Origin of the sequence: Leptothoe sp. PORK10 BA2 (assembly GCF_034932105.1) — a bacterium.
Taxonomy (GTDB): domain Bacteria; phylum Cyanobacteriota; class Cyanobacteriia; order Phormidesmidales; family Phormidesmidaceae; genus Leptothoe.
Genome location: NZ_JAYGIG010000150.1, coordinates 1 through 23,700, shown reverse-complemented (window position 1 = coordinate 23,700; position 23,700 = coordinate 1). Strand labels below are relative to the sequence as shown.

General features: G+C 50.9%; 20 protein-coding genes. 13 read left to right on the top strand and 7 right to left on the bottom strand.

All coding sequences use genetic code 11. The annotated features are described in order from the left end of the window. Window positions 1-118: 118 nt before the first annotated feature. Together VB741_RS23795 and VB741_RS23790 are read left to right on the top strand one after the other, a co-directional pair. Window positions 119-1,918 carry a pentapeptide repeat-containing protein gene (locus VB741_RS23795; RefSeq protein ID WP_323367713.1) on the top strand — a complete coding sequence of 600 codons (1,800 nt, stop codon included), beginning with the start codon at window positions 119-121 and terminating at the stop codon, window positions 1,916-1,918. Window positions 1,919-2,365: 447 nt separating this feature from the next. Beyond that, window positions 2,366-3,199, top strand: coding sequence for a PhzF family phenazine biosynthesis protein (locus tag VB741_RS23790; protein WP_323367712.1), 834 nt, complete (start codon window positions 2,366-2,368; stop codon window positions 3,197-3,199). Between the two features lie 29 nt (window positions 3,200-3,228). On the opposite strand, the gene VB741_RS23785 is transcribed toward VB741_RS23790, so the two are convergent. Both VB741_RS23785 and VB741_RS23780 read right to left on the bottom strand, forming a co-directional pair. Continuing rightward, entirely contained in the window at window positions 3,229-3,681 is a 453-nt protein-coding gene (locus VB741_RS23785) for a phosphate-starvation-inducible PsiE family protein (RefSeq protein WP_323367711.1), read from the bottom strand. 110 nt (window positions 3,682-3,791) lie between these two features. Then, on the bottom strand, window positions 3,792-4,304 hold the full coding sequence (locus tag VB741_RS23780; protein WP_323367710.1) for a DUF937 domain-containing protein: 513 nt from the start codon (window positions 4,302-4,304) through the stop codon (window positions 3,792-3,794). 155 nt (window positions 4,305-4,459) lie between these two features. Here VB741_RS23780 and VB741_RS23775 point away from each other — a divergent pair, with 155 nt between their 5' ends. Both VB741_RS23775 and VB741_RS23770 read left to right on the top strand, forming a co-directional pair. Further along, on the top strand, window positions 4,460-5,884 hold the full coding sequence (locus VB741_RS23775; protein WP_323367709.1) for a YcjF family protein: 1,425 nt from the start codon (window positions 4,460-4,462) through the stop codon (window positions 5,882-5,884). Between the two features lie 106 nt (window positions 5,885-5,990). Continuing rightward, window positions 5,991-6,944, top strand: coding sequence for a sulfotransferase family protein (locus VB741_RS23770; RefSeq protein ID WP_323367708.1), 954 nt, complete (start codon window positions 5,991-5,993; stop codon window positions 6,942-6,944). 82 nt (window positions 6,945-7,026) lie between these two features. On the opposite strand, the gene VB741_RS23765 is transcribed toward VB741_RS23770, so the two are convergent. Then, a complete protein-coding gene (locus tag VB741_RS23765) occupies window positions 7,027-7,224 on the bottom strand; it encodes a hypothetical protein (protein WP_323367707.1) in 198 nt (65 codons plus the stop codon). Window positions 7,225-7,407: 183 nt separating this feature from the next. Between VB741_RS23765 and VB741_RS23760 the strand changes: the two genes are divergently transcribed. From VB741_RS23760 to VB741_RS23730, 7 genes are all read left to right on the top strand, one after another. Beyond that, window positions 7,408-8,388: an ABC transporter ATP-binding protein gene (locus VB741_RS23760; protein WP_323367706.1), complete on the top strand. Its 981-nt coding sequence runs from the start codon at window positions 7,408-7,410 to the stop codon at window positions 8,386-8,388. Window positions 8,389-8,507: 119 nt separating this feature from the next. Then, window positions 8,508-9,470 carry a CAF17-like 4Fe-4S cluster assembly/insertion protein YgfZ gene (gene ygfZ / locus VB741_RS23755; RefSeq protein WP_323367705.1) on the top strand — a complete coding sequence of 321 codons (963 nt, stop codon included), beginning with the start codon at window positions 8,508-8,510 and terminating at the stop codon, window positions 9,468-9,470. Window positions 9,471-9,817: 347 nt separating this feature from the next. Further along, on the top strand, window positions 9,818-10,345 hold the full coding sequence (locus VB741_RS23750) for a hypothetical protein (RefSeq protein WP_323367704.1): 528 nt from the start codon (window positions 9,818-9,820) through the stop codon (window positions 10,343-10,345). Window positions 10,346-10,565: 220 nt separating this feature from the next. After that, window positions 10,566-10,706: a hypothetical protein gene (locus tag VB741_RS23745; RefSeq protein ID WP_323367703.1), complete on the top strand. Its 141-nt coding sequence runs from the start codon at window positions 10,566-10,568 to the stop codon at window positions 10,704-10,706. Next, entirely contained in the window at window positions 10,672-13,167 is a 2,496-nt protein-coding gene (locus VB741_RS23740) for a CHAT domain-containing protein (protein WP_323367702.1), read from the top strand. Before VB741_RS23745 ends, VB741_RS23740 begins: the two co-directional genes overlap by 35 nt. Before the next feature lie 178 nt (window positions 13,168-13,345). Further along, window positions 13,346-14,104, top strand: a complete 759-nt coding sequence (locus tag VB741_RS23735; protein WP_323367701.1) for a DUF928 domain-containing protein — start codon at window positions 13,346-13,348, stop codon at window positions 14,102-14,104. Window positions 14,105-14,169: 65 nt separating this feature from the next. Continuing rightward, window positions 14,170-15,927, top strand: coding sequence for a CHASE2 domain-containing protein (locus VB741_RS23730; protein ID WP_323367700.1), 1,758 nt, complete (start codon window positions 14,170-14,172; stop codon window positions 15,925-15,927). Here the strand turns inward: VB741_RS23730 and VB741_RS23725 are convergent. Then, window positions 15,899-16,156: an ATP-binding protein gene (locus tag VB741_RS23725; protein WP_323367699.1), complete on the bottom strand. Its 258-nt coding sequence runs from the start codon at window positions 16,154-16,156 to the stop codon at window positions 15,899-15,901. The two genes, VB741_RS23730 and VB741_RS23725, sit on opposite strands and share 29 nt — an antisense overlap. 422 nt (window positions 16,157-16,578) lie before the next feature. Here VB741_RS23725 and VB741_RS23720 point away from each other — a divergent pair, with 422 nt between their 5' ends. Continuing rightward, on the top strand, window positions 16,579-17,322 hold the full coding sequence (locus VB741_RS23720; protein ID WP_323367698.1) for a glycoside hydrolase family 24 protein: 744 nt from the start codon (window positions 16,579-16,581) through the stop codon (window positions 17,320-17,322). A gap of 79 nt (window positions 17,323-17,401) precedes the next feature. Here VB741_RS23720 and VB741_RS23715 read toward each other — a convergent pair whose 3' ends face one another. The 3 genes from VB741_RS23715 to VB741_RS23705 all read right to left on the bottom strand — a co-directional run bounded on the left by VB741_RS23715 (window position 17,402) and on the right by VB741_RS23705 (window position 21,243). Further along, a complete protein-coding gene (locus tag VB741_RS23715; RefSeq protein ID WP_323367697.1) occupies window positions 17,402-18,475 on the bottom strand; it encodes an anthranilate phosphoribosyltransferase family protein in 1,074 nt (357 codons plus the stop codon). Window positions 18,476-18,541: 66 nt separating this feature from the next. After that, the gene (locus tag VB741_RS23710) at window positions 18,542-19,474 is read right to left on the bottom strand and encodes a LysR family transcriptional regulator (RefSeq protein WP_323367696.1); all 933 of its coding nucleotides are present in this window, start codon (window positions 19,472-19,474) and stop codon (window positions 18,542-18,544) included. 389 nt (window positions 19,475-19,863) lie between these two features. Then, on the bottom strand, window positions 19,864-21,243 hold the full coding sequence (locus tag VB741_RS23705) for a HEAT repeat domain-containing protein (protein ID WP_323367695.1): 1,380 nt from the start codon (window positions 21,241-21,243) through the stop codon (window positions 19,864-19,866). 608 nt (window positions 21,244-21,851) lie between these two features. On the opposite strand from VB741_RS23705, the gene VB741_RS23700 reads away from it, so the two are divergent. After that, window positions 21,852-23,585 carry a ferredoxin--nitrite reductase gene (locus tag VB741_RS23700; protein ID WP_323367694.1) on the top strand — a complete coding sequence of 578 codons (1,734 nt, stop codon included), beginning with the start codon at window positions 21,852-21,854 and terminating at the stop codon, window positions 23,583-23,585. Window positions 23,586-23,700: the final 115 nt, after the last annotated feature.

Below are 23,700 nucleotides of genomic sequence, written 5' to 3'. Positions count from 1 at the left end.
GTGTCTTTTCCCAATCCGCTTTACTGACCTCGGGAATCGATGGGAGAGCCTTGTCTTTCATCCGCTTACTCTAGCAGGTACTCTGCTGATTGAAACTCTCACAACTCAGACCCCCTGAATGCTTACGGGTTTTGTGAGAGAAGTTCAAGACAAAGTCAGTCTGTTTAACCATAGAAAAACGCGTCTACAGGTACTGATGTCTGGCCGGGAAGTTGCGGTACAAGAATCTTTTCGGGACCCATGCCAGATCTTGCATGTGTTGCCCTATTTTGTTCCTGAAGGTAATCGCGAAGAAGAAAATGGAGAACCCTATGTTGATCCCAAGGAACTTTTAATCCATGATCAGCGGGATGATTGGTGGCAGAAGTACAGTGCCGCCACCCAAGGCAGTCATGGCAGCTTGCCCCCAGAACTCAATCAAGGCAACCTAACAGAAATTACAGCACAGCCCCTGTTGAACTATCTGGTAGCTCTCAGCTATGTGCAAGGTAAACTAACCGTTTCCGATGAGACAAATTTGAATACTGTCTATGCAGATTTATTAAATTCGGTCTATGAGCGAGGTTACGACGATAACCGCAGACATCAGGCCATTGGCGACATGGAGAAGGGACAATTTATTCGTGTTTTAGAAGAAATTGCCTTGGCGGCCTGGCATGGAGATGGCCGCACCACGACGGTTAAAGAAATTGAGGATCACTGCGAGAGTGCCGGACTGAGAAAATTGCTAGAAATCTTTGAACAAGGGGCCGCAGCGGGAGTCACCCGTCTGTTAGCTGCGTTTTATTTTCGCCAGAGTGGGAGGATTCGCAGCCATGAGAAAACCTTTGAGTTTACCCACAAAAGCTTTGGTGAGTATTTAACCGCCTGCAGAATTGTGCGGGCAATGGAACGCATTCAGAAAAAGCTGGATCAGCGACAAGAGGATATGGAGGAAGGCTGGGATGAACTTGCCGCTTTAAAATATTGGGCTGAGGTGTGCGGTCCCACCCGCATGGATAGCTACCTATTGAATTTTCTTAGGGATGAAGTTGCCTTGAAAGATACCAAAACGGTGGCAACGTGGCAAACATCCTTTAGCAACCTCATTGGCGTTATGCTGCGGCAAGGGATGCCCATGGAAAGAATTATTCAGCCTTCCCTGAGATTCCATGAGGCCAACCAATGGGCCATTAACAGTGAAGAAGCCCTCCTGGCGGCCTTAAATGCATGTGCTCTAAAAACACAACGGCTGTCAACCATAAAGTGGCCAACGCCTGAAGCTTTTGGAACCTGGATAAGACGGTTACAGGGACAAAGAACTGGTCCTGACAATGTGGTTGCTCTCCTAAGTCTTAGTTTTTTAGATTTGTCTAAGGTAGTTCTCCACTTCATAGATCTTTATGGGGCGAGTCTTGGAGGGGCAAGTCTTGGAGGGGCGAGTCTTGTAGGGGCGAGTCTTGATCGGGCACGTCTTGATGGAGCAAGTCTTGATGGGGCGAGTCTTGATGGGGCGCGTCTTGGATGGGCGAGTCTTGATGGGGCGCGTCTTGATGGGGCAAGTCTTGATCGGGCAAGTCTTGATGGGGCAAGTCTTGTAGGGGCACGTCTTATAGGGGCACATCTTGATGGGGCGAGTCTTGTAGGGGCGAGTCTTGTAGGGGCACGTCTTGTAGGGGCACGTCTTGATGGGGCAAGTCTTGATCGGGCGCGTCTTGATGGGGCAAGTCTTGATGGGGCACATCTTGATGGGGCAAGTCTTGTAGGGGCAAACTTCAAGAAAACTAATTTTCAAGATATTAATTGGGATACAGATACTGACTGGAGTAACGTCAGCGGGTTAGACAAAGCCTTCAATGTACCTAAATCTTTAAGGCAACAGCTAGCAAATCAGCATGACGCTTCGAATAACGGTATGGAAAAAGAAACTAACGAGTAGACAGATAAACTGCAATCAGACCTTCAAAAAGCCGATCACCCCTTTTTCTCTTTTCAGAAGATGCTGCGGGGTAGGACATTCTTTTCCAAACAGAATTGTTAGCGATCACACAAGTTATCCGCCCGTGCCAGCACCCCATCAACAATGGCACGAGCAATGCGACCATTACCATCCTCAAATGGATGGGGGGGTGAAATGGGGCCAGTTTGGATGCTCATATGGCCAGGTCATAATTACCGCACTTGCTGATTTCAGGTATGGGCTGAGCTGTGAAATGGACTGTTTGGCCATAGTTTGCGCCTGAAATCATAGTGCGGATCAGCAATCACCACAAAAAATGCGGTGATTGTAGTGATTATTTACCGCAAGGATGAGAAAAAGCATTGTTTTTCCGATAGCGCTTCCATCCATGTAAAAATTTGGAGTGGGTAAATAGGGTTAATCCTCATGACACAATCAAATTTCTCAGCTTCCGATCAGCGCATCCGACAGCCTGTCATTCAAGTGGATGCCTTTACCGATCAGCCATTTGCCGGCAATCCCGCCGCCGTATGTGTCAGCCAAACACCGATGGCCGAAACGCTGATGCAGCAGATTGCCGCGGAAATGAACCTATCAGAGACTGCATTTCTCTACCCGCTCGAGGAAGAAGGCAACTACAACCTGCGCTGGTTCACTCCCACTGCTGAGATTGCCCTCTGTGGCCATGCCACCCTGGCTAGTGCCCATGTGCTCTGGACCGAGGGTCACCTAGCCGATGGCATTACCGCCCGCTTCCAAACAAAAAGTGGTGAGCTGCTAGTGGAGCAACAGGGAGAGCTGTTGCGGATGAACTTTCCCGCCCAGCCAGTGTATGATGCGCCGATTTCTCCAGCCATCGTGATGGCCATAAACCATGCCGATATTGTTCATGGGGCGCGGAATGATACGAACTACTTGGTGGAGTTGCGATCGCACCAAGCCGTCATCAACCTCACCCCCGACTTCGCCAAAATCGCCGAACTTCCCTACCAAGGCGTCATCGTCACCAGTGCAGGAGAGGCCCCCTACGACTTTATCTCCCGCTACTTTGTCCCCGCCATGGGTATCCCCGAAGATCCGGTAACAGGGGCTTCCCACTGTTCCTTGGCCCCCTACTGGCAGGCCAAACTGGGCAAAGACAAAATGCTAGCCTATCAGGCCTCTGCCCGTGGTGGAGAGTTACATTTAGAATGTACCCCAGAGAGAATTTATATTAGTGGTCAGGCGGTTACCGTCATGAAGGGAGAATTGTTTTTGTAATATTTTTTGTGGCATCGAACACTGCCCTGCTAATTATGCACGTTTCGCACAATCCAGTAGCTAATGGACAATGCTAAAATCGCAATCGCCAACCCGATCAGGCTAACCCCCGTGATCTTTTCTAGGTCCAAAATAATAATTTTACGAGCCACTGCCGTTAACGACGTAACAATTACCAGCTCCAACTGCACCACATGCTTTCTCAGGTAAGCGGTGATATTTGATAAAATCTCTAACGCAATCAGTACGCTCAGAAATAAACCAAAAATCTCGCTGAGGGTAGTTTTAAAAAAACCCGAGGGACTCGGTTCCAATAGCGCCACCGCCAAAAACCGCACCAGATCCACCATGACCACAAAGATCACGATGAGCATGGCGATGGACAACAGCTTCGAGACAACTGTTTCTATGTTCTCAATGCCGTGCAAAAAACTTTCAGAACTTAACCAGTCCCAGGGATTACGTTTTTTATTGCTACCCATAGTCGTGTTCCACAAAACGGCACCCTTCTAGGAGAACTATACAGATCCAGAAGGCAAAGGTCGCTAAGGTCGAAAAAAATTGTTACCTTAACGACCGGGTGCCATATCCCCTACATAAACCGACCCGCCATCTTTAAGATGTCGCCCATGTCCACATCGCCATCTCCATCGCCATCCAGAAATGTAGTGACCAACGGATTTCCCTCAGCCTGTCTGCCCGCTTTGGCAGACCCCTGATTTAGAAACTGCATCACAATGGAAATGACCATGGGCAGCATGACCATAACCTGACTCGCATCCAGCCCCGTCTTTTGGGCAACCGCTGCAGCTATTTCAGTTTGCTGAGCCTGGTTAAACAGTTGAGGTAGGACACCCGCCCCATCGGTGGTGCCTTGCTTCACCAGGTCAAGTACAGCATCCATGCCCTGGGTTTGTTGTTTGTCCCGCAGGGCTGCTTGGACAAACCCACCCACCACTGAAGCGGCTTGCTGAGTTGATGAACTATTAGCATTATTGGCCTGGGCCACCTGCTGTGCCATCGATACAATTTGGCCAAGTTGACTGATGCTGGCTTCACGATTGGGATCCTGAATGGCTCCCATTACTTGATCAAATATTCCCATGGAAAGTAAAAACGTCCTTGGTTAGCAACAATTGGCGGCACTAATCCACCTTGTGTATAGTAAAACGCTATGCTGGCCCCAGTGAAAAATTGGCAGCTTCATTTTAGGAACGTGATATCCATATGGGGCGAATAGGGCGACCGTTAATCATCGCTGTGGCGGTTTTGATTGTGCTCGGCATCATGCTGTGGCTCACCAGTACCTTGGGCACGCTATATGCTGGCCTGTCGAACCTCAACCCATGGCTGGCCCAGGCTATAACGACGCTAGTGGTGGTGCTGATGTTGGGGGCACTGGGGGTGGTGGCCTACTACGGCTGGCTGTTTTTGCGGCCCCGTCGCCGTCCCCAGCCACCACCATTGCCTAAAACCACCAACGAAGCGGCTGTTAGCCATTTGCAAAGCCTGGATCAGCAGCTGGGCCAAATTGAAGATGAGGTGGCCCGCCAGGCCTTGGTGGAACGGGCTAAAGCCGTTACCCATGCGTTTGAACAACAGCGACTTCACCTGGTGATTGTGGGCAGCGGCTCCGTGGGAAAAACGTCCTTGGCGAATGCCCTGATGGGGGAAATGGCAGGGGAAACCGCTGTGACCAAGGGGACCACCACCCGGTCGCAGGACTATCGGGTGGCGATTCCGGCCATTGATGGGGAAATTATTCTCAGTGATAGTCCAGGGTTGCTGGATGCGGGGGCCCCGGATCAGGCTAGTCGAGAGCTGGCCACCCAGGCGGATTTACTACTGTATGTGGTGGATAATGACCTGCATCGAGCCCAGTATGAGATTTTGATGCAGCTGCTGGCGGTGGGGAAGCGCACCCTGGTGGTGTTGAACAAAACAGATCTGTATGCCGATGATGAGGTGGAGCTGTTGCTGGAACGATTGCGGCAGCGGGTGGGGCAACGGATGGATTTAAAAGATGTGGTTGCGATCGCAGCCCACCCCCGAGACATCCCCAGCCCCCACATCCAACCCCTAATCGACCGAATCATCGCCATCCTGCGGGCCGAAGGCCGTGACCTGATCGCCAACAACATTTTGTTACAGTCCCAGCGCCTGAGCCTGGAAGCCCGCCAGCTGATCGGCCAACAACGGCAGCAAAAGGCCGACGCCATCATCGACCGCTACCAGTGGATTGGGGCCGGTGTGCTAGCCGCCACCCCCCTGCCAGTAATAGACATGCTAGCCACCGCCGCTGTCAACACCCAAATGGTGGTGGAACTCGGCCAGGTCTATGGCATCGCCGTTAGCATTGAGGATGCCCGCACCTTAGCCATTTCCCTAGCCAAAACCATGGGCAGTTTGGGCCTAGTCAAAGGAGCCCTCAAACTATTGACCGTGGGGTTGCAAGCCAACCTAGCCACCGCCGTGGCCGGAAAACTTTTGCAGGGAGTCAGCGCCGCCTACCTCACCCGCATTGCCGGCAAAAGCTTTGTGGATTATTTTGAAAACCAGCAGGAATGGGGAGACGGCGGCATCCAAGCCGTCGTAGAAAAACATTATCAGCTCAACCGCCGCGATCAAATCCTGCAGCAATTTATCCAACAGGCCCTCGCCTCGGTGAGGGGAACGTCGCCCTAGCAGATGCCATAAAGGAAATTTGTTAAAACGGTAGACGTTTCACAGTTCCCAGAAGTACGATGCAATTACCCCCCGGTCGCCTCTGCCCCTAGCCCCCAAACCTCCAATGACCGTTAACCCTGATCAGCGGCTCTCCCTGGTAGTTAAGTCAACCACCGTTCCACGCCCCCCCACCTTTGTGGTCATCGGTGTGCAAAAAGCAGGCACCACATCGCTCTATATGTACCTAAAACAGCATCCCCAGGTATATATGAGTCCAGTCAAAGAAACAAACTTCTTTGAACGGGATTGGTCCCAGGCAACCAAAGAAGTACAACAGCGAAAAAAGAACGGCATTATCACCTGGGACAACTATCGACAGCTCTTTGCTGAAGCCACCGATGTCCATATCGCCCTGGGAGAAGCCTCCCCCAACTATCTATTTCACCATCAGTATGCCGCTGAGCAAATCCACACCCGACTACCGGATGCTAAGCTGATCGCCGTCCTCAGAAATCCGGTACAGCGGGCCTTTTCCGATTATTTGATGCACATGCGTGATGCCGTTGGCAAGCAAACACCTCTGGCAGAGCAGGTCCGTAGTCGTGGCACTTCTTCCTATGTGTTACTAAAGGGAAAATACACCGAAGCCCTCAAGCACTTTATGGATGTGTGTGGCCGCAGCCGAGTCGATGTATTTCTCTACGACGACCTGTGCAACGATGCCCAAAGCTTTATGGGGAAGATTTACCAATCTATTGGTGTCAATGCCGATTTTAGCGCCGATACTAGCCACAAGGCCCAAACCGCCAAGGTACCTAAAAATCAGACGGTGAATCGGCTCTTGAAAACCCAAAATCCCATCCGCACCGTCGCTACAGGCCTGATGAAAATAGTCCCGACGCAGATTAGACGTCAAATCCGGGACCGGTTAATCAACCTCAATTACCAAGGCAAGAGCCAGGAGATATTCTCCGAAGAAGATACTATTCTGCTCCAACAGTACTACCGGGAGGATATCCTTCGCTTGCAGGATCTAATCCAACGGGATCTATCGGGCTGGTTAAAAGAGGCTAGGTGATCTGCATAAAACTTTAGGAAACAAGTGTCAGCAGGCAGACGTTAGGGCTCAGAGTTCTAGTGTCAAAAAACTGGCTGGCCAACTATCCCACCGACGGGGCCGCTAACAGTGATGCCAAAATGCCTAAAATCTGATGCACAGTGCCCATTGGCAAAGTGCTAAGAGGAGCTGGTACCATTTCACCGCGAAAGTCGAGCAGCTGTACCAATAGCAGATAGGCAATGGCTAGGACTAGGGAAATGGCCCCAGTAATAATCGCAACAATTTTTGAACGATCCATGGTAAAAGCAGTAGTCTAACGTTTTGGCATAGTGGGTCAGGGCAGTTGACGTTTACTATATGCTCTAGATACTTTAGGGCATTTTGTACAGACAGTCTTTGCATGTTCCTGACTAGACCATACCCTGACTAGACCATACCCAATGTGTGCAGCGGTCCCAATGGGGTCGTATTTTGTGAGTTCATGGACACCGTTTTTAATCCGGATGCTAATCCCAGCGCCATCGTACATCGCCCAGTCATTGTTAAAACCCAGGACCTGAGCAAGACCTATCGCACGGGTTTCTGGCTCAATCAGCAGGTGGCCTCCCTCCAGAACTGTTCCCTTGAGGTTTACCAAGGGGAAACATTTGGCCTATTGGGACCCAACGGAGCCGGCAAAACCACCCTCCTGAAACTGCTGCTGGGCATTATTCGGCCCTCGTCGGGCACAGCCCAATTGCTCCATCAGCCAGCGGGCGATCAGACCATCAAGCATCAGATCGGCTATCTGCCTGAAAACCCTTACTTTTATGACTATCTAACCGGCTGGGAATTTCTTACCTACTCCGCCGGTCTATTTAATATTCCGGCCTCTATATATAAGGAGAGGATTCCTGAACTGTTGGACATGGTGGGGCTATCTCGACAGGCCGCGATTAAAAAGCAGCTGCGGCACTATTCTAAGGGCATGCTGCAACGGGTGGGCATGGCCCAGGCGCTGATCAACGATCCAGCGATCATTTTTCTGGATGAACCCATGTCGGGCTTGGACCCCAATGGTCGCTACCAGGTGCGGGAGGTGATTCTATCCCTCAAAAGCCAGGGTAAGACAATCTTTTTTAATAGCCACATTTTGTCCGATGTGGAGGTGATTTGCGATCGCATCGCCATCCTCGACCAGGGCACCTTAATCGCCCAAGGCAGCCTCCATGAACTCCTCGGCTCACCCGACGCCTATTTTGTCAAAGGCCAGGGTGGCAGCCTGGACGTGCTGCAAAAATGGCTCCACAATCTCACCTTTGAAGGAGGCTACTGGCGAGGCTATCTCGGCGGCAATCCCCATGACTTTATGGCCAGCCTGCGATTAATGAACGGCAAACTGATCACCCTAGATCTCAGTCGCCTGTCCCTCGAAGAATACTTTATCCAGCAGATCCAACAACGACGCTCGGGCCCAGCCTAACGCCCAAACCTAAAAGCCAAACTTTCCCTAAAGGCAGGACACAACCCCACCCAAATAGCCCTACAGTGTAAGACTGTCCCGTTTATCGTCAGAGCGTCTGTTGTAGAGTGTCTATTGTTATGGCCGAGGTCTCCACCACCGCGTTTATCGATCGCTCCCACTGGGGACGGATTGAAGTCACCGGAGCCGATCGACTCCGCTTTCTCCACAACCAAAGCACCAATAACTTCCAGCAGCTGTCCCCTGGCCAGGGCTGTGACACGGTGTTTGTCACCCCCACTGCTCGCACCCTAGACTTAGCCAGCGCTTACGTAGGCGAAGAAAGCGTTTTGGTCATGGTCTCCCCCGGTATGGCCACGGAGCTGATCAATTGGATGGACCGCTATATTTTCTTTGCCGATAAAGTCACCCTGAGCGATCAAACTGACAACACCTTTGCCCTGACCCTCCTCGGTCCCGATGCCGACGGGCTACTAACCCAACTGGGGGGCCCCCTGCCCGAGTCAGCTCCCTGTAGCCACAACCAAACTTCCCTGCCCTTTGCCCCAGCAACGACCATTCAAATCGTTCGGGGCACCGGCTTAGCTATCCCCGGTTATACCCTGATCGGCCCTAAAGCCCAGGGGCCCGCCCTATGCCAATGGTTGGTTGAGCGGGATATCACCTGCCTCACACCCCAACAGTGGGAAGCTCTACGCATCCGCCAGGGCCGTCCCATGCCGGGCCAAGAACTGACGGACAAAGATAACCCCCTAGAAGCCGGACTCTGGCAAGCCGTTTCCTTTGACAAAGGCTGTTACATTGGCCAAGAAACCATTACCCGACTCAATACCTATCAGGGGGTAAAAAAACAACTTTGGGGATTCAAACTAGAGCAGCTAGTACCCGCCCAGGTCCCCCTCAGCCTAGACGGCACCAAGGTCGGCACCCTCACCAGCGTCACTACTGACGACGATGGCATCTGGGGCTTGGGGTACCTGCGGACTAAAGCCGGTGGGGCAGGCTTAACCGTCACCGTGGAAAACACTACAGCCCATGTGGTGGAACTACCGTTTATATCCCGAGGCTATTTAGACGGCTAACCTTCACCTATGCCCCTCACAAACCTCAATGGATAACAATGTTATTTTTTAATATTTCCTCAGATTTTATGTTCCTTAGTCGAACATCTAATGGCTACAATAAGTAGGACCCGATTTTACTACAAATTTCCAAATTTTTTCGGGTAGAAGACTTGCTCTTACTTGGGTACTCTGAACATACATTGAGCTACCTAGGTCAGGACGGTCTCAACCAACGCCCATTGGCTTTTGGTTGGCACGTTAGGATTTGAAAAAATGTTTTCCCAATAGCTGTCCCTTCCCTATACGAGGTGACAGTAATTTCATATCAATACAGCAGATAACAATACTATTTAGAGGCTTAAGTCATGGCAGCATCCTGGAAATTACCCCTTGATCGAGCGGTCCGTTACGCCGTTAGCGATGCCTTAGCATCGGTCAAGTCCCACGTGTATGATTTAGAGTACACCCAGCGTCGGTCCCCCAAAGAAGTAACAACTTGGAACAATTATTTAGCTGAGCTTAGAGCGCTGCACCAGCTGCTGCTAAATCTACCCAGTCTAGAAAAAGCCCAGTGGTTGACTGAAGAAGACACGAATAACGCACCGACGTTCACCCCATTTGTCAGCGGCATCAGTGATGCTAAGACCAATATTCACCGGGTTCACAGCTGGTTGCTTTCCCTCTCTCAAGTAGCGAAAACTGGTACATCAGCAATGGTTGAGAGTTCCGATCTGATGGAACAAGAGTACTACACTCGTCAGGTTAACCACGCCCTAACCCAGCTCCAAGCATTACCGGTCCCGGGTAGCAAAGCTTGGCAAACCAGGTATCAGCCGTCAGCCGATGTGACGCCATCTAGAGCAGTACCCCCCCTAGTGAGAGCTGTAGCCTAGGCACAGTCTTTGATTTAGGTTTTTACTTGGCGTAAACTTTGACCACATATGGTGATCATCTTAGAAGGGAGTTGTCGTGTAAAACAGCTCCCTTTTGTTATGAGCATAGATAATCATCACAAATCGTGGTGATAAAAATATTCATCACATTCACCCAGTCCCGTAGTAAGCCGTGGGGCTACACCTAGTCTTTCGGGAAGTCTAATGGATAAATACAGCCATGGGTTTCCCTAGTGATGACGGCGCAAAGGTGGATACAACAACTGAGACAGAAACTGCAACAGACCGGCCTAGGGCAGCGGCTCCTGAAATGGGGGCTTTGCTCTATGGCAGTCTTTGGTCTGGCGCTAGTACAACCTAGCTTTGCGGTCCAGGCATCCCCAGATACACTCTTGGCCCAGGGGCATCAGGCGTACGAGGCTGGTCAGCTACAGCAGGCAAAACAACGGTGGCAGCAGGCGGCTCACAGCTATGACCAGGGGCACCAACCCGTGGAAGCAGCCTTAAGCTTGAGCTACTTAGCCCTGTCCTATCAAGAACTGGGGCAGTGGCAACAGGCTGAGCAGGCCATCCAACAGAGCCTGACACTGCTAGAGAAAAATGGCTCTCCTGCCGAGGTGCTGGCCCGTGTGTTGAATACCCAGGGCAGTATTCAGCTGGCCTTGGGGCAACCCGCGGCAGCCTTGGCTACGTGGGAAAAGGCAACGGAGTACTATCAAGCATTAGACGACCAAGTTGGTCAGATCGGGAGCCAGTTAAACCAGGCCCAGGCAATGCAGACCCTGGGGTTTTATCGTCGCGCCCAAACCCTATTGGATCAGTTGGCTACCGCTGTAGAGGCTCAATCCGATTCTTCCTTGAAGGCAACAACTCTGAGGAGTTTAGGCAGTTTGCTACAGGTGACTGGCCACCTTGAGCAGTCCCAAACATTATTAGAACAGAGCCTGGCGATTACCGAAACATTAGAACAGCCAGCCGAAACCGCTAAAACTCTCTTTGCCTTAGCCAACACCTTGAGGGCTCGAAATCAACCGGACCAAGCCCTGAAGATTTATCACCAGTTAATGGCGTCAACGACCAGCCCTCAAGGCCACCTGGAAACTCAGCTCAATCTATTGAGTTTGCTGGTGACACTCCAGCGTTGGGACGAGGCAGAACCGTTATTGACCTCATTGGGTCAGGAGTTGCCAAATTTACAAGCCAGTCGCTCCGCCATCTACAGTCGGGTGAACTTCACTGAAAGTGCCCTGACATTTAATCAGGCACGCTCTCCGGGCCTATCGCCCATTGCTATTCATGATTTGGCAGACCTATTGGCTCAAGGTGCGCAACAGGCAAAAGCCTTACAAGACCCTCGGGCTGAGTCTTTAGCCTTGGGGCAGCTGGGGCAGCTATATGTCACCACCCAACAGTGGCAACAGGCCCGCGAAGTGACGCAACAGGCCATTCGCCTGGCTAACCATGGCCAAGCGAAGGATATTGGGTATCGGTGGCAATGGCAGTTGGGCAAAATCTATCAGCAGCAAAACCAAAAAGGGCGTGCGATCGCAACCTACACCGAAGCAGTCAACACCCTTGCCTCAGTACGGGCCGACCTATTAGCTACCAGTTCTGAACTCCAGTTCAGCATCCGAGAAAAAGTCGAGCCCCTCTACCGGGAGTTAGTCAGCCTACTACTAGAATCAGACACCGCTGACCAAAAAGCCCTCAAGCAATCCCTGAATTTGATCGAAGACCTACAACTCGTTGAACTAGAAAATTATTTTCGGTCCGCCTGCATCGATACCCAATCCAAACAAATCGACCAAATCGATCCTCAGGCTGCCGTTATCTACCCCATTATCCTGGCGGATCGCATAGAAGTTGTTCTCGCCCTGCCCAACCAACCCCTCAGCCACTATCGAACCACCCTACCCAAAACGGAGCTAGAAAATACCCTCGATCAATTCTTTATTGCCTTTAACCCAGCCCTACCGGATCGACGCCGATTACAATTCTCAAAACAGCTCTACGACTGGCTAATCCGTCCCGCAGAAGCTCAGTTAACACAACACCACATTAAAACCCTCGTATTTGTCCTAGACGGTAAGCTGCGAAATATTCCCATGGCCGCCCTCCACGATGGTGAAAAGTACTTAATCGAAAACTACGGTGTCGCCCTCACCCCTGGCCTAGAGCTGATGGGTCCCCATTTTTCCCCTGCCAAACCCCTAGAAGCCTTGATCTTAGGCGTGAGTGAATCACGCCAGGGATTCTCCCCATTACCCGGGGTGAAAGAGGAAGTTGAAAGGATTTCATCTAACCTCCAGAAATCTCAAGTCTATTTAGACCAAGCCTTCACCAAACAAGCCTTTGAAGCCCAGGTCAAAGCGACCCCCTATCCGATCTTGCATCTGGCCACCCATGGCCAGTTCAGCTCAGATTTAGCCAGTACCTTTTTGTTGGCATGGGACCAAACCATTGCCCTTGCCGATTTAGATACATTATTAAAAGATCGACGGATTCAAGCGCGTCATCCCATTGAGCTCATGGTTCTAAGTGCTTGCCAAACTGCCGAAGGAGACGATCGAGCCACCCTCGGCTTAGCTGGCATGGCTATTAAGTCGGGAGCACGCAGTACCCTAGCCACCCTCTGGTCGGTCAACGATCACTCCACGGTCCAGCTCATCAACAATTTCTACAGTGTCCTGGGTACCCCTAATGTATCTATCACAAAAGCAGAAGCCCTCCGGCAGGCTCAACTCTCAATGCTCAAGACCTCCAACTATTCACACCCCTTTTACTGGGCATCCTTTGTGCTCATAGGCAACTGGCTCACCTAACAATCATCCATAGAAACACGGACGTTAGATTAGAATTCTGCATTAATCAGCACAAATTCTTCATCAGAATTTAAGTAATAACACGCAGAATAAGTCCTATAAGCTTTGTTAGCTTGGTATAAATCACTACATAGGGAATTTATCGCCCGATTGTACTCGCTGCTTGGAATAGGTGAACATGATTGGATCGATGGTGCGACATTACTTAACCACTGGCATAACAACCGGCATATTGCTCATAACAGCCCTAGGCTCATGGGGGCATAATCCTGCCATGGCCGAAGCCCCAGGCAATTCCAGAGCAATTACATCTCTGCCAGCCAATGACTGGTCTTTTTGGCCCACTGATGACGACAAAGCTCCCCGCACCACAGTCAGCGGTGCCTCTCGCGGCAATTGCGACAGCGAACAGGTAACGGCCCTATTACCCAGGTCTCACTATGGCCAGACCACTAAGGCCCATCCCGAAATATTAGTCGCCACATCGGCGGATACTCCTCGTCTGGCATTATTGAGTATCCAGAACCTCCAGAATGCTCAAAACCCCCAGTCCGATGACTATTATTACGAGACCTATATTGAGTTGCCAGACACCCCTGGGGTTGTCAGTATTGCCTTGCCGAACGATGCCCCAGCGTTAGCGGCCAATGCATTCTACCAGTGGTCATTAATTTTAATGTGTAACGACCAATTGAGACCCGATAGTCCGGCCCTACAAGGCTGGATCCAGACCCAGCCAGCCACCCATAGCACCGCTGACGTTTCACTAGAACAGGCGATCGAATATCGAGAAGCTCACCTTTGGTACGACATGGTTTCATTGGTCGCGGACTTGCGCTCCCAAGCTCCCCATGATCCAGATATTCGTGAGGCTTGGCAGGGCATTTTAACCGCCATTGACCTAGCCGAAATGGTAAATGAACCCATTATCGAATAACTGCCCTTCCTAGGACGGGTACCCTAGGGGAAACTCTCTGGCATTAATAAATCAAACATCAAACTATGTTGCGATTGGGATGGCGCATTCGTCAACTGAGGGGAATTCTAGCCGTTTCATCTGGTATTTCAGTCCTGATCATAGCCATTGGAGCCACGGGGCTGTTCCAGCCCCTAGAGTGGTTTGTGTTTGATCGATTGTTACGGTTTCGTGCCAGTGATGGTAGCGATCCAAGGTTCTTAATCGTCACCATCGATGAGAATGACCTACAAGCACTAAAAGAATGGCCTATTTCTGACGGCAACATGGCCAGGGTGCTGCAGCAGATCCAGATCCACCGTCCCCGAGTTATTGGCATCGATATTTATCGAGATTTGCCCGTGGGGAACGGACAGACGGAACTCAACGACGCATTTCAAACGATTCCTAATGTGATCGGTGTAGAAAAGTTAATTGGTAAACACTCCGTTCCCCCAGCGCCTGAACTTGGCCGACAGGGGAAGGTGGGTCTTGCTGATCTGGTCCCAGATCAGGATGGACGCATCAGACGAGGATTATTGGCCATCAAGTGCAATAAAGAACAGCAGCTATGTAATGACAACGAACATCAACAAATCAAGTACGGATTAGGGACTAAATTAGCCCTCATCTATCTGGAACAGCAGCAGATTTATCCTGAAGTTTCAGAAAAAGGCCATTTGAAACTGGGAAAAGCCGTCTTTAGACGTTTTTCAACCAGGGATGGCGGCTATGCCACGGCCGATGATAGCAGCACCCAAATTCTGATTAACTATCCAGCGGGCGAGACGTTTTTTGACACCGTAACAATCTCCCAGGTGCTCAAAGGAGAGGTAGCGGCCCACCAGATTCAGGATCGAATTATTTTAATCGGGGCAACAGCGGTTAGTCTAAATGACTTAATCTATACGCCCATGAGTTTAGAGGAGCGGCTACCGGGGGTCTTTATCCATGCCCACATTGCCAGTCAACTCATCGGTAGTGCCCTAGACGGACGGACGATTTTGCATGGAGCTTCCCCATGGGTTAAGTATCTATGGATTGTGCTGGCTACCAATCTGGGGGTGGTCATAGTCCATGGATTGATCCACCAGGGGGGTGTGTATCGACAAAAGAACTTATTCTCCTTGGTCTTGGTCATGCCCTGTGTATGGGCTGGAGTGACCGGTGTTGTGTATGGATTCTTTCAGTCAGGTCTATGGCTGCCTTTAGCGGCTCCGCTATTATCCATTTCCATGGCATCGGTTCTATTGCTGCTGCTGCAAAATCAACAGCTCCATGGGTTGGCATCCCTAGATGGCTTAACCTCTATTGCTAACCGTCGCTCCTTTGATAACTATCTACAGAACTGTATCTATCATCAGGAGAAGCTAGCTCTGGTGCTATGTGACGTGGATTATTTTAAGCGATATAACGATACCTACGGTCATCAAGCAGGGGATAAATGCCTACAATCAATCGCTAAAGCTCTAGAGCAAGGAGTACGACACAGTGATTTTGTTGCCCGCTATGGGGGAGAAGAATTTGTCATTGTGCTACCCAATACGGAAATCTCCATGGTCTATACAGTTTTGGAACGGATTCAAAACCAGATAACCAAATTGGAAATTGCCCATAAGGCCTCGGATGTGAGTGACCATGTGACCCTGAGCTTTGGTGTGGTGACGGTGGGTAGCCTGAAAGGTATGTCAGCTATTTCAGCCAAAGCTGTAATTGAATGGGCTGATCATGCTTTATATCAAGCTAAAGAACTGGGCCGTAATCAAATTTCGGCCACTATTTTTCCTCATGATGTCTTACTTTAAGGGGTAAATGAATCATAAAGGTAGCTCCTTTCTGAGCAGAGTCATAAAGAAGTTGACCATGGTGTTTCTCAACAATAATTTGATAGCTGAGGGCCATGCCCAAGCCTGTGCCTTTTCCGAGGGGTTTAGTGGTAAAAAAGGGATCAAAAATCTTTTCCCGGATAGGAGCTGGAATCCCTAGATCGTTATGTGAGATTTCAACGATGGATAGAATCTTCTTGGAATCCATGCACTGATGACAGTTCTCCGTCAGTAGTACAGCCAATGAGCTGAATATCTGGGAATGTGCGCTATCGATCATCAATGTCCGTCTTAAGGGTGCCCAAGCCTAATCAGCAGGAACCCTGGGTACAAAAAAGACTGTAAGCTGGCAGCATCAACCGAAATTAGCGGTGATTAAGAGTATCTATGCAGGGAATTCAAACGCGCCAGGTCTAGATCGCTGGAGATAAGTACTACTCAAGGTTTTTAGGGATAGTCATTGCTGATTTAGGGGTAGCCCTTGTAATGTATAGCTTTGTCAGCTAAAACCGACATAGCTATAGTTGGACCAGCCTGATCGTAGGTTTAACCGCTTCAGCTACCCCTTTATAGGCAGCTACCTAGTCAGCTACCCCCTTCATAATCAGCCTTACCTATATTATTTGGCCCGTGTCTTCACAGCCCCCCATCGACCCCCTTAAGGAAGAAAATGCACCATCAGCCCCATCAGGCTATGGTCCGTTATTGATCACAATTTTGATGTTTTTAGGGGTGATTAGTCTATTGTTTCACTGGTCACCGGTTTCCTTAAATTGGCCCTATTCCTTGTCGAAAGTATGGTTTAATCCGGGCAGTTTATTGGGTTTAGGGTCTGCGAATTGGGTCACGTCTCCTCTACCCTTAGCCATGGCCGGGGGAGATCCCCATATTCGTGCCTTAATGCGAACGATTTCGGCCAGTGAGTCCAATATGGATCGGCCCTATCATTTACTTTACGGGGGCCAAACCCTGAAGCAACTCACCCATCATCCCGATCTTTGTATTCCTATTGAAACGGGACCGAATGTCGGTGACTGTACAACAGCCGCTGGCCGCTATCAGTTTTTGACCACAACTTGGCAGAGTAAGGCGGAGCAATATCATCCTGAGCCGCCGGTTTGGTTTGAGTTTTGGCAATCCTATGATTTCTCCCCCAAGGCTCAGGATATGGTTGTATACCGTTGGTTATCGGATCCGGATGCTTGGGGGGTGGATATTGCCCAGCAGTTGAAGGCTGGGGAAATTACCTCGGTCTTGGAGCTGCTATCTGGGACTTGGACCAGTTTGGGCTATGGCATCGAAACCAATTCGATGTCTAGTCAACTGCCTAGCATTTATGACGACATGCTAGAGGAAGAGCTATCTAATCCCTAGGGCCATGGGGGATGGCCCTAGGTCTGGGGCTATTAGAGTAGGAGAGACGTAAATAGGGGAATAGGGGAATAGGGGCTGATTATACGGTGGACAGGTGATGGGTTAGGGCGGTTGCGATCGCATCCCTCACCTGGTCCCGTTTGGCCTGCACCTGTCCATTTTCCAATAGGGTCTGGGCCTGATAAAACCCATCGGACAGGGAGATGGCGGCCCCGGCCCGCCACAGATAAAAACCACCATTCCAGATCACGGAACGGGTGAACTCGTTGGAGTCGCCCTGGATTACCTGTTCAAGAATCTGGCCAAAATCCTCGTCTAAGCCAGGATCTTGGCCTTCAAACCCGTAGTCCCTGGGGTGCAGCAACAACCGCTCAAACCGAAATAAGCCATCCCTGAAACTGCCCATACCCACGATGGCCGTACGGCTACGGGACAAATCACAGCTGCCTTCCAAGCCTTTGACAGTAGTAAACTCATGGGTGTGGCGCAGCTGGTAGGTTTCCTGGGTACGGCTTTCCGTCGGAGGATGAACAAAGCTGCTGACCACATGATGGGGACCATCACAGGGCGCCCACATCAGCTCCACCGTCGCCAGGGTGGGGCGTTTTCCAATTTGCTCTCGATAGGGCACCAACCCATGGGCCTCCGGAAAATGGTTGGGGATATACACAAACCCCACCTGGGTCAAATCAAATATCTGCTGAGTTTGTTCCAGGGTCAGCAACCGCCAATCTAAGCCGAGATCCTGCCAAACATCAACCAGGGGTAATCCCAGTTTGGTCGGCATGCGCTCCCCACCATGCAAAATAGCGGGCACCCCCGCCGCCGCCAAAATCAGCGCGGTTAGGGGGGTGACGGGGGCATGGCGTTGGCGACCGTCATAGGGGGCATTGAGCACCATGGTGCGGTAATCGGACTGGGGCACCCGCAACCGTCCCCCCATTTGATCGTAGCAATCCAACATGCCCGCCAGCTCTGGAATAGTGGGCCGTTTGATCCGCTGGGCAATCATAAATGCCCCAATTTGGGCAGGCGTGGCGATTTGTTCCAACATCATGCGCGTAGCTTGGGCAGATTCATCTCGGCTGAGATGCTTAGACGTATGGGTGCCGCTACCGACTTTCTTCAAGAGATCCCGAAAAACGTTGCTCATGATGAGACTGGAGAGTGGGGTTAGATGCTGAGACGGGTCCCCCGGTCTGGGACTAGAATAAACCGCCTAGTTTAGGTTCAATAGACTCGGTAAATCATTAAACTTACTAACGCTATCCTCCGCTAGACATTGGACTAAATCACAAAACTGCCTGACCGGTGGCAATCGCAACCGATCTTGGGTGGTGACCATCACCACTTGGCGAGTCAGGGTGGGAGCAGCGGTACTGCGTACGGCTAAGCCCGGATCGCGACGACTCTCCGCCAGAGCTGATTGGGGTAACAGGGCGATCATTTCCCCCTGGCGGACCACGCCACGAAAGGCATCCAGGGTATTGAGTTCTAGGGCCATTTTTAACTCAGTTTCTGGCACCTGGGATTGGACCAATCGCTGCATACCATAGCCGTCTTTGAACACCACATGGGGGTAACGGGCAATTTCCGCCCAGGGGGCAGGACTGTAGCTAGCCAATGGGTGATTGGCGGCCATCAGTACTTCCACATGGTCTTCATAGAGAGGAGTGACGGCCATTTCCTGGGAATTGGTCAGCATCGGGTTATGCATGACGATGGCGATGTCCACCAATCCATCCCGTAACACCTTCAGAGAGCGATCGCTACCCAGGGCCGTCACCCGCAGCTGAACCTCGGGATAGCGCTGACAAAACTGGGTAATAATGGGGGGCAGAAAATGGGAGCACACAGACTGAATTCCGGCTACGCATAGCTCTGGCTGCCGCCCTTCTAAGAGGTCAGAAATTTCGGTGGTGGCCTGCTTCCACTCCTGACAAATGCGACGAGCCCTGGGCAAAAGCCGCTCACCACCGACCGTGAGTTTAGCTTGGGCCGTGCGATGAAACAGGGGCATACCCACATCATCTTCTAGACCACGGATTTGCCGACTGACCGTTGATTGGGTAATCCCACATCGGCGAGCGGCTGCCTGAAAACTACCGGTTTCGGCAATCGCTAAGAATGCTTGTAGCTGTTCTATGCGCATAGGTTGTCAAAAAATGACGGAGACTGGGGATTACGCACCAAACACCGTTAAGTAAAGTTCGTTATTTAACACTTTAGACAGACTCACCATCCGATTTGGTGTGACTGACTACCGGTTATGGGTCAACTACGCAAATATTATTAAAGAATTTTAAAACAAAGTAGAAGATGGACCTCAGGAAAATCTTTAGAACCCTGATCCTCAGAGAAGTGGATTTTGCCAAGTTAAGGGATAAAAAAATTGAACCGACGGTGATGGGGCTTTTGGTAATGGGCCTAAATTGAAAATATATTGTAAGAAATTATCGTATGGTCAGGACCGGGACGCCACTCTAAAATCCAATGTACTGAGTTATCCCTAGTAGCAAACCAAAAATTATAATCAGCCATTTACCAAAGACTCAGAATATCGGTCTGGTGGTGGGGGAATTGCTGGATGTAGGTGGTCACTCGGGACAAACTATGGTCGGGGTCCAATCGCTTTAATGCGGCTATCGTGTGGATCGGTACGGCATCGGCAGGATGGTAGAGCAAGGGTAGAAGGGCATCAAATGCCTGGGGCTGGCCCAGGCTAGCCAATGACATAATGCTGGCCTGGGTAACCATGCTCGGAGTACTAACAGTTGAGGGGACCGTGGCCGGGGTGACCGTGGCGGGAAATTGATGGCCTAGCTGTTGGATTAAAATTTCGGTTGCAGGCTGGGCCATGACACTGTGCAGTAACTCCCCCAACACTCGGATAATCGCCACCAGAATTTGGGATTTCTCCTGGGGAGTAAGTTCTGGATAATGCTCGCTGTTCCTGGATTCTAATTCGCTGTCTAGGTCCAGCCCTAAGTCAGATGCTAAGGGGCTACTAGAATCGCTCCTGAAATCGCTACTAAATTGCATTAAGGCTTGGGTCAGGACAGCAAATGCATCCCCCACAACAGAGTGGTCCCGGGCACGATCGCAATACCATTCCAAGGCCCGGATGGTATCAATGCGCAGGGCCATGGGGGTATGGGCCGATAGCAGCACCCGCTGCAGGGCCTCGATGGCATCTTGGGAACCCAAACGGCCTAGGGCCAGAGCCGTTTGACAGCTCACCCCTAGATCGATATCCCATAGCAGAGACTCTAGCCGTTGACTCAGCTGATGTTGGGCCTGCAGGTCGCTACGGCGGCCCAGGGCCATCACCGCAGCTTTGCGAACAGCGGCGGCGGGATCCTCAAGGGCATTTAATAAAATCGGAGTAACTGTAGTGTTATGAAAACTGCCCAGGGCATCGATGGCATAGTACCGAACCATGGCATCGTCGTCGTTGGCAACGCTCACCATGGCCGGAATCACTCCACTGGAGCGCACCTGGTTGAGGGCCTTGGCTGCCAGTAGACGACGTTGGGGATTTTTGAGTAGTTGACTGAGTACCTCAATGGCCAGGGAACCCATGGCGGCGAGGGTCTCGATGGCAAAGGCAGTGAGTTCGGCAGCCTGCTCAGAGGTGCGATGACTTGAGTTATTCCCAATTTGGGCGGCGATGGCGGCAATCACATCGGGGTCAGGGAAATTGCCTAGGGCGCGGATAGTAAACCATTGGGTTTCAGCATCGATGGTGGGGTCGTTGAGTAAGGTTAAAAGGGGTGCGATCGCATCTGCCCCTTCCCTCACAATTAGCTTTGAGCTATTCCACTTCTGCCCAAAGTCACCGGTCTTAAAATGTTGCCAATGTTCTACACGACTTTGCAACTCTGAGAGTTCCACTCCACTAAGCCCCCTTGATGGTGGCATACAAGCTCCCAACGGACATCTGACATTTTATTGCTCACTTTTATTATTCCGCGAAAACGGTCGACCATAGCCAAACCCTATGCAGAAAGTAACAGGGAAAATGCAATAGTCGCATCAGCCAGAATAGTGAGCCAAAAGTTAGGCCCCATCAAACCCGCACTAACCCCTATTAAACTTATGGTTGTCCTTACATGCGCCCGGTCCACGAACCTCTAAAAACAGCCTAAAACCCAGTTGATTAGCCCCATCCCGGCCCGAGCCACCAGTCTATTGAGCCGACAGCGGCCAGTTTTCTATCAGTCAAATTGCTTTTTTTGAATAAAGAGTATGCAAAAAAAGCGATTTGCCATCAAAAAAGTGATTGACTATACAAAAAAATAGAGAAATTCTTCATATTCTGGATTTAACTCGATAGCAAGCGAGCTAAATGAACTCCTGAAGCGGTTCCTTATAAGTGTGTCTGGCGGGGCATGGCCATAGGTTCTTATAGAATCTTAGGTTTTTGCTCCCGTTTTTTTTGCTTAATTATTAGGCATGTCGCTGAAGGTGGCACCGATGGCACCCGTGCCCAGGTGTTTTGCTATGTTAACCAGGTTGGGAGTGCTGCTGTGGTCACTGCATCCACTACTGAGAAAACGGTGAAACTCAATAAATTTGAAAAGTACAAGGCCGAAAAGGATGGCTTGGCCGTCAAAGAGGAATTAGAAAATTTTGCCAACATGGGCTGGGAAGCCGTTGATGAGACCGACTTAACCCAGCGTCTCAAGTGGCTAGGTATTTTCTTTCGACCGGTTACCCCCGGCAAGTTTATGCTGCGTCTGCGCATGCCCCATGGACTGATCTCTTCTGAGCAGCTGCGGGTTCTGGCAGAAATCGTTAAGCGTTATGGTGACGATGGCTGTGCCGACATTACCACCCGCCAAAATCTTCAGCTACGGGGTGTTCACTTAGAAGATATTCCTGATATTTTCTCTCGCATGCATGCCGTAGGCCTGACATCAATGCAGTCGGGCATGGATAATGTGCGCAATATCACCGGTTCTCCGGTAGCTGGCCTTGATGCCAATGAGCTAATCGATACCCGAGAGTTGGTCCAAGCTGTCCAGGACATGATTACCAACCGTGGCGAAGGTAATTATGAATTTACCAACTTACCTCGGAAATTTAATATTGCCATCGAAGGCAGCACTGACAATTCGGTCCATGCCGAGATTAATGACATTGCCTTCGTCCCCGCCTATAAAGATGGAGTTCTGGGTCTAAATGTATTGGTGGGAGGGTTCTTTTCCTCCACTCGCTGTGCTGCCGCCATTCCCCTAGATGTCTGGGTGCCTCCCGAGAAAGAAGACGTTGTTGCCCTTTGTCGCGCCATCCTAACGGTCTACCGAGACAATGGCTCCCGGGGCAATCGTCAGAAAACTCGACTGATGTGGCTGATTGACGAATGGGGGATTGACACGTTCCGAGCCGAAGTTGAGAAAAGTTTTGGCAAGCCCCTAGCCACAGCCGCTGCTGAAGATGCCCTAGATGCTAATAAGCGAGACCACGTGGGCGTTTTTCAACAGAAGCAGGAAGGTCTTAACTATATTGGCTTGCATGTTCCAGTTGGGCGGTTACAGGCCGATCAGATGTACGACCTTGCCCAGGCAGCCGAAGTCTATGGCAGCGGTGATCTACGTCTCACTGTTGAGCAAAACGTGATTATTGCTAACGTACCAGACAACCGATTGGCCGTATTCTTAGCGGAACCCATCGTTCAAACCTTCCCCATTCAGCCATCATCTTTAGTACGTTCCCTGGTGTCTTGTACCGGAGCCCAGTTTTGCAACTTTGCCTTGGTGGAGACCAAGATGCAGTCCTTGGCCCTCGCTCGCCGGTTAGATTCGGAACTGGATATTCCAGACGCCGTACGCATGCACTGGACCGGCTGCCCCAACTCCTGTGGACAGCCCCAGGTGGCGCAAATTGGCATGATGGGCACCAAGGCCCGCCAGGATGGCAAGATGGTGCCCGCCGTAGATATCTATATGGGGGGCACCGTGGGTAAAGACGCCCACCTGGGTGAGCGAGTCATGCAGAAGGTGCCCTGCGATGAGCTGCCCGTGGTCATGCGTAAGCTGCTGATGGAAAACTTTGGGGCCACACTCAAACCGGGGGTGATGATTGAAGCACCAACGGCAGTCCCAGCCGAGTCAGCCGAGACACCCCAGGCGAAAAAGCCTGCCGTCGTGATCTTTGCTAAGTCTGGCAAGGAAATTAACTGTGATGATAGTCAGTCAATTCTGGCGATCGCAGCAGACGCTGGAGTAGAGATAGAAAGTAGCTGTCAGCAGCAATTATAAATTCAAATCGTATCAGTTGATACAGAAGCTTTCAACTTCTTGAAGGTGAGCATATGAGGGTATCATCAGCTTAGGAGGAATTAGGCCGCCGCCGTGAGCGTCGAGGCGGTAACGG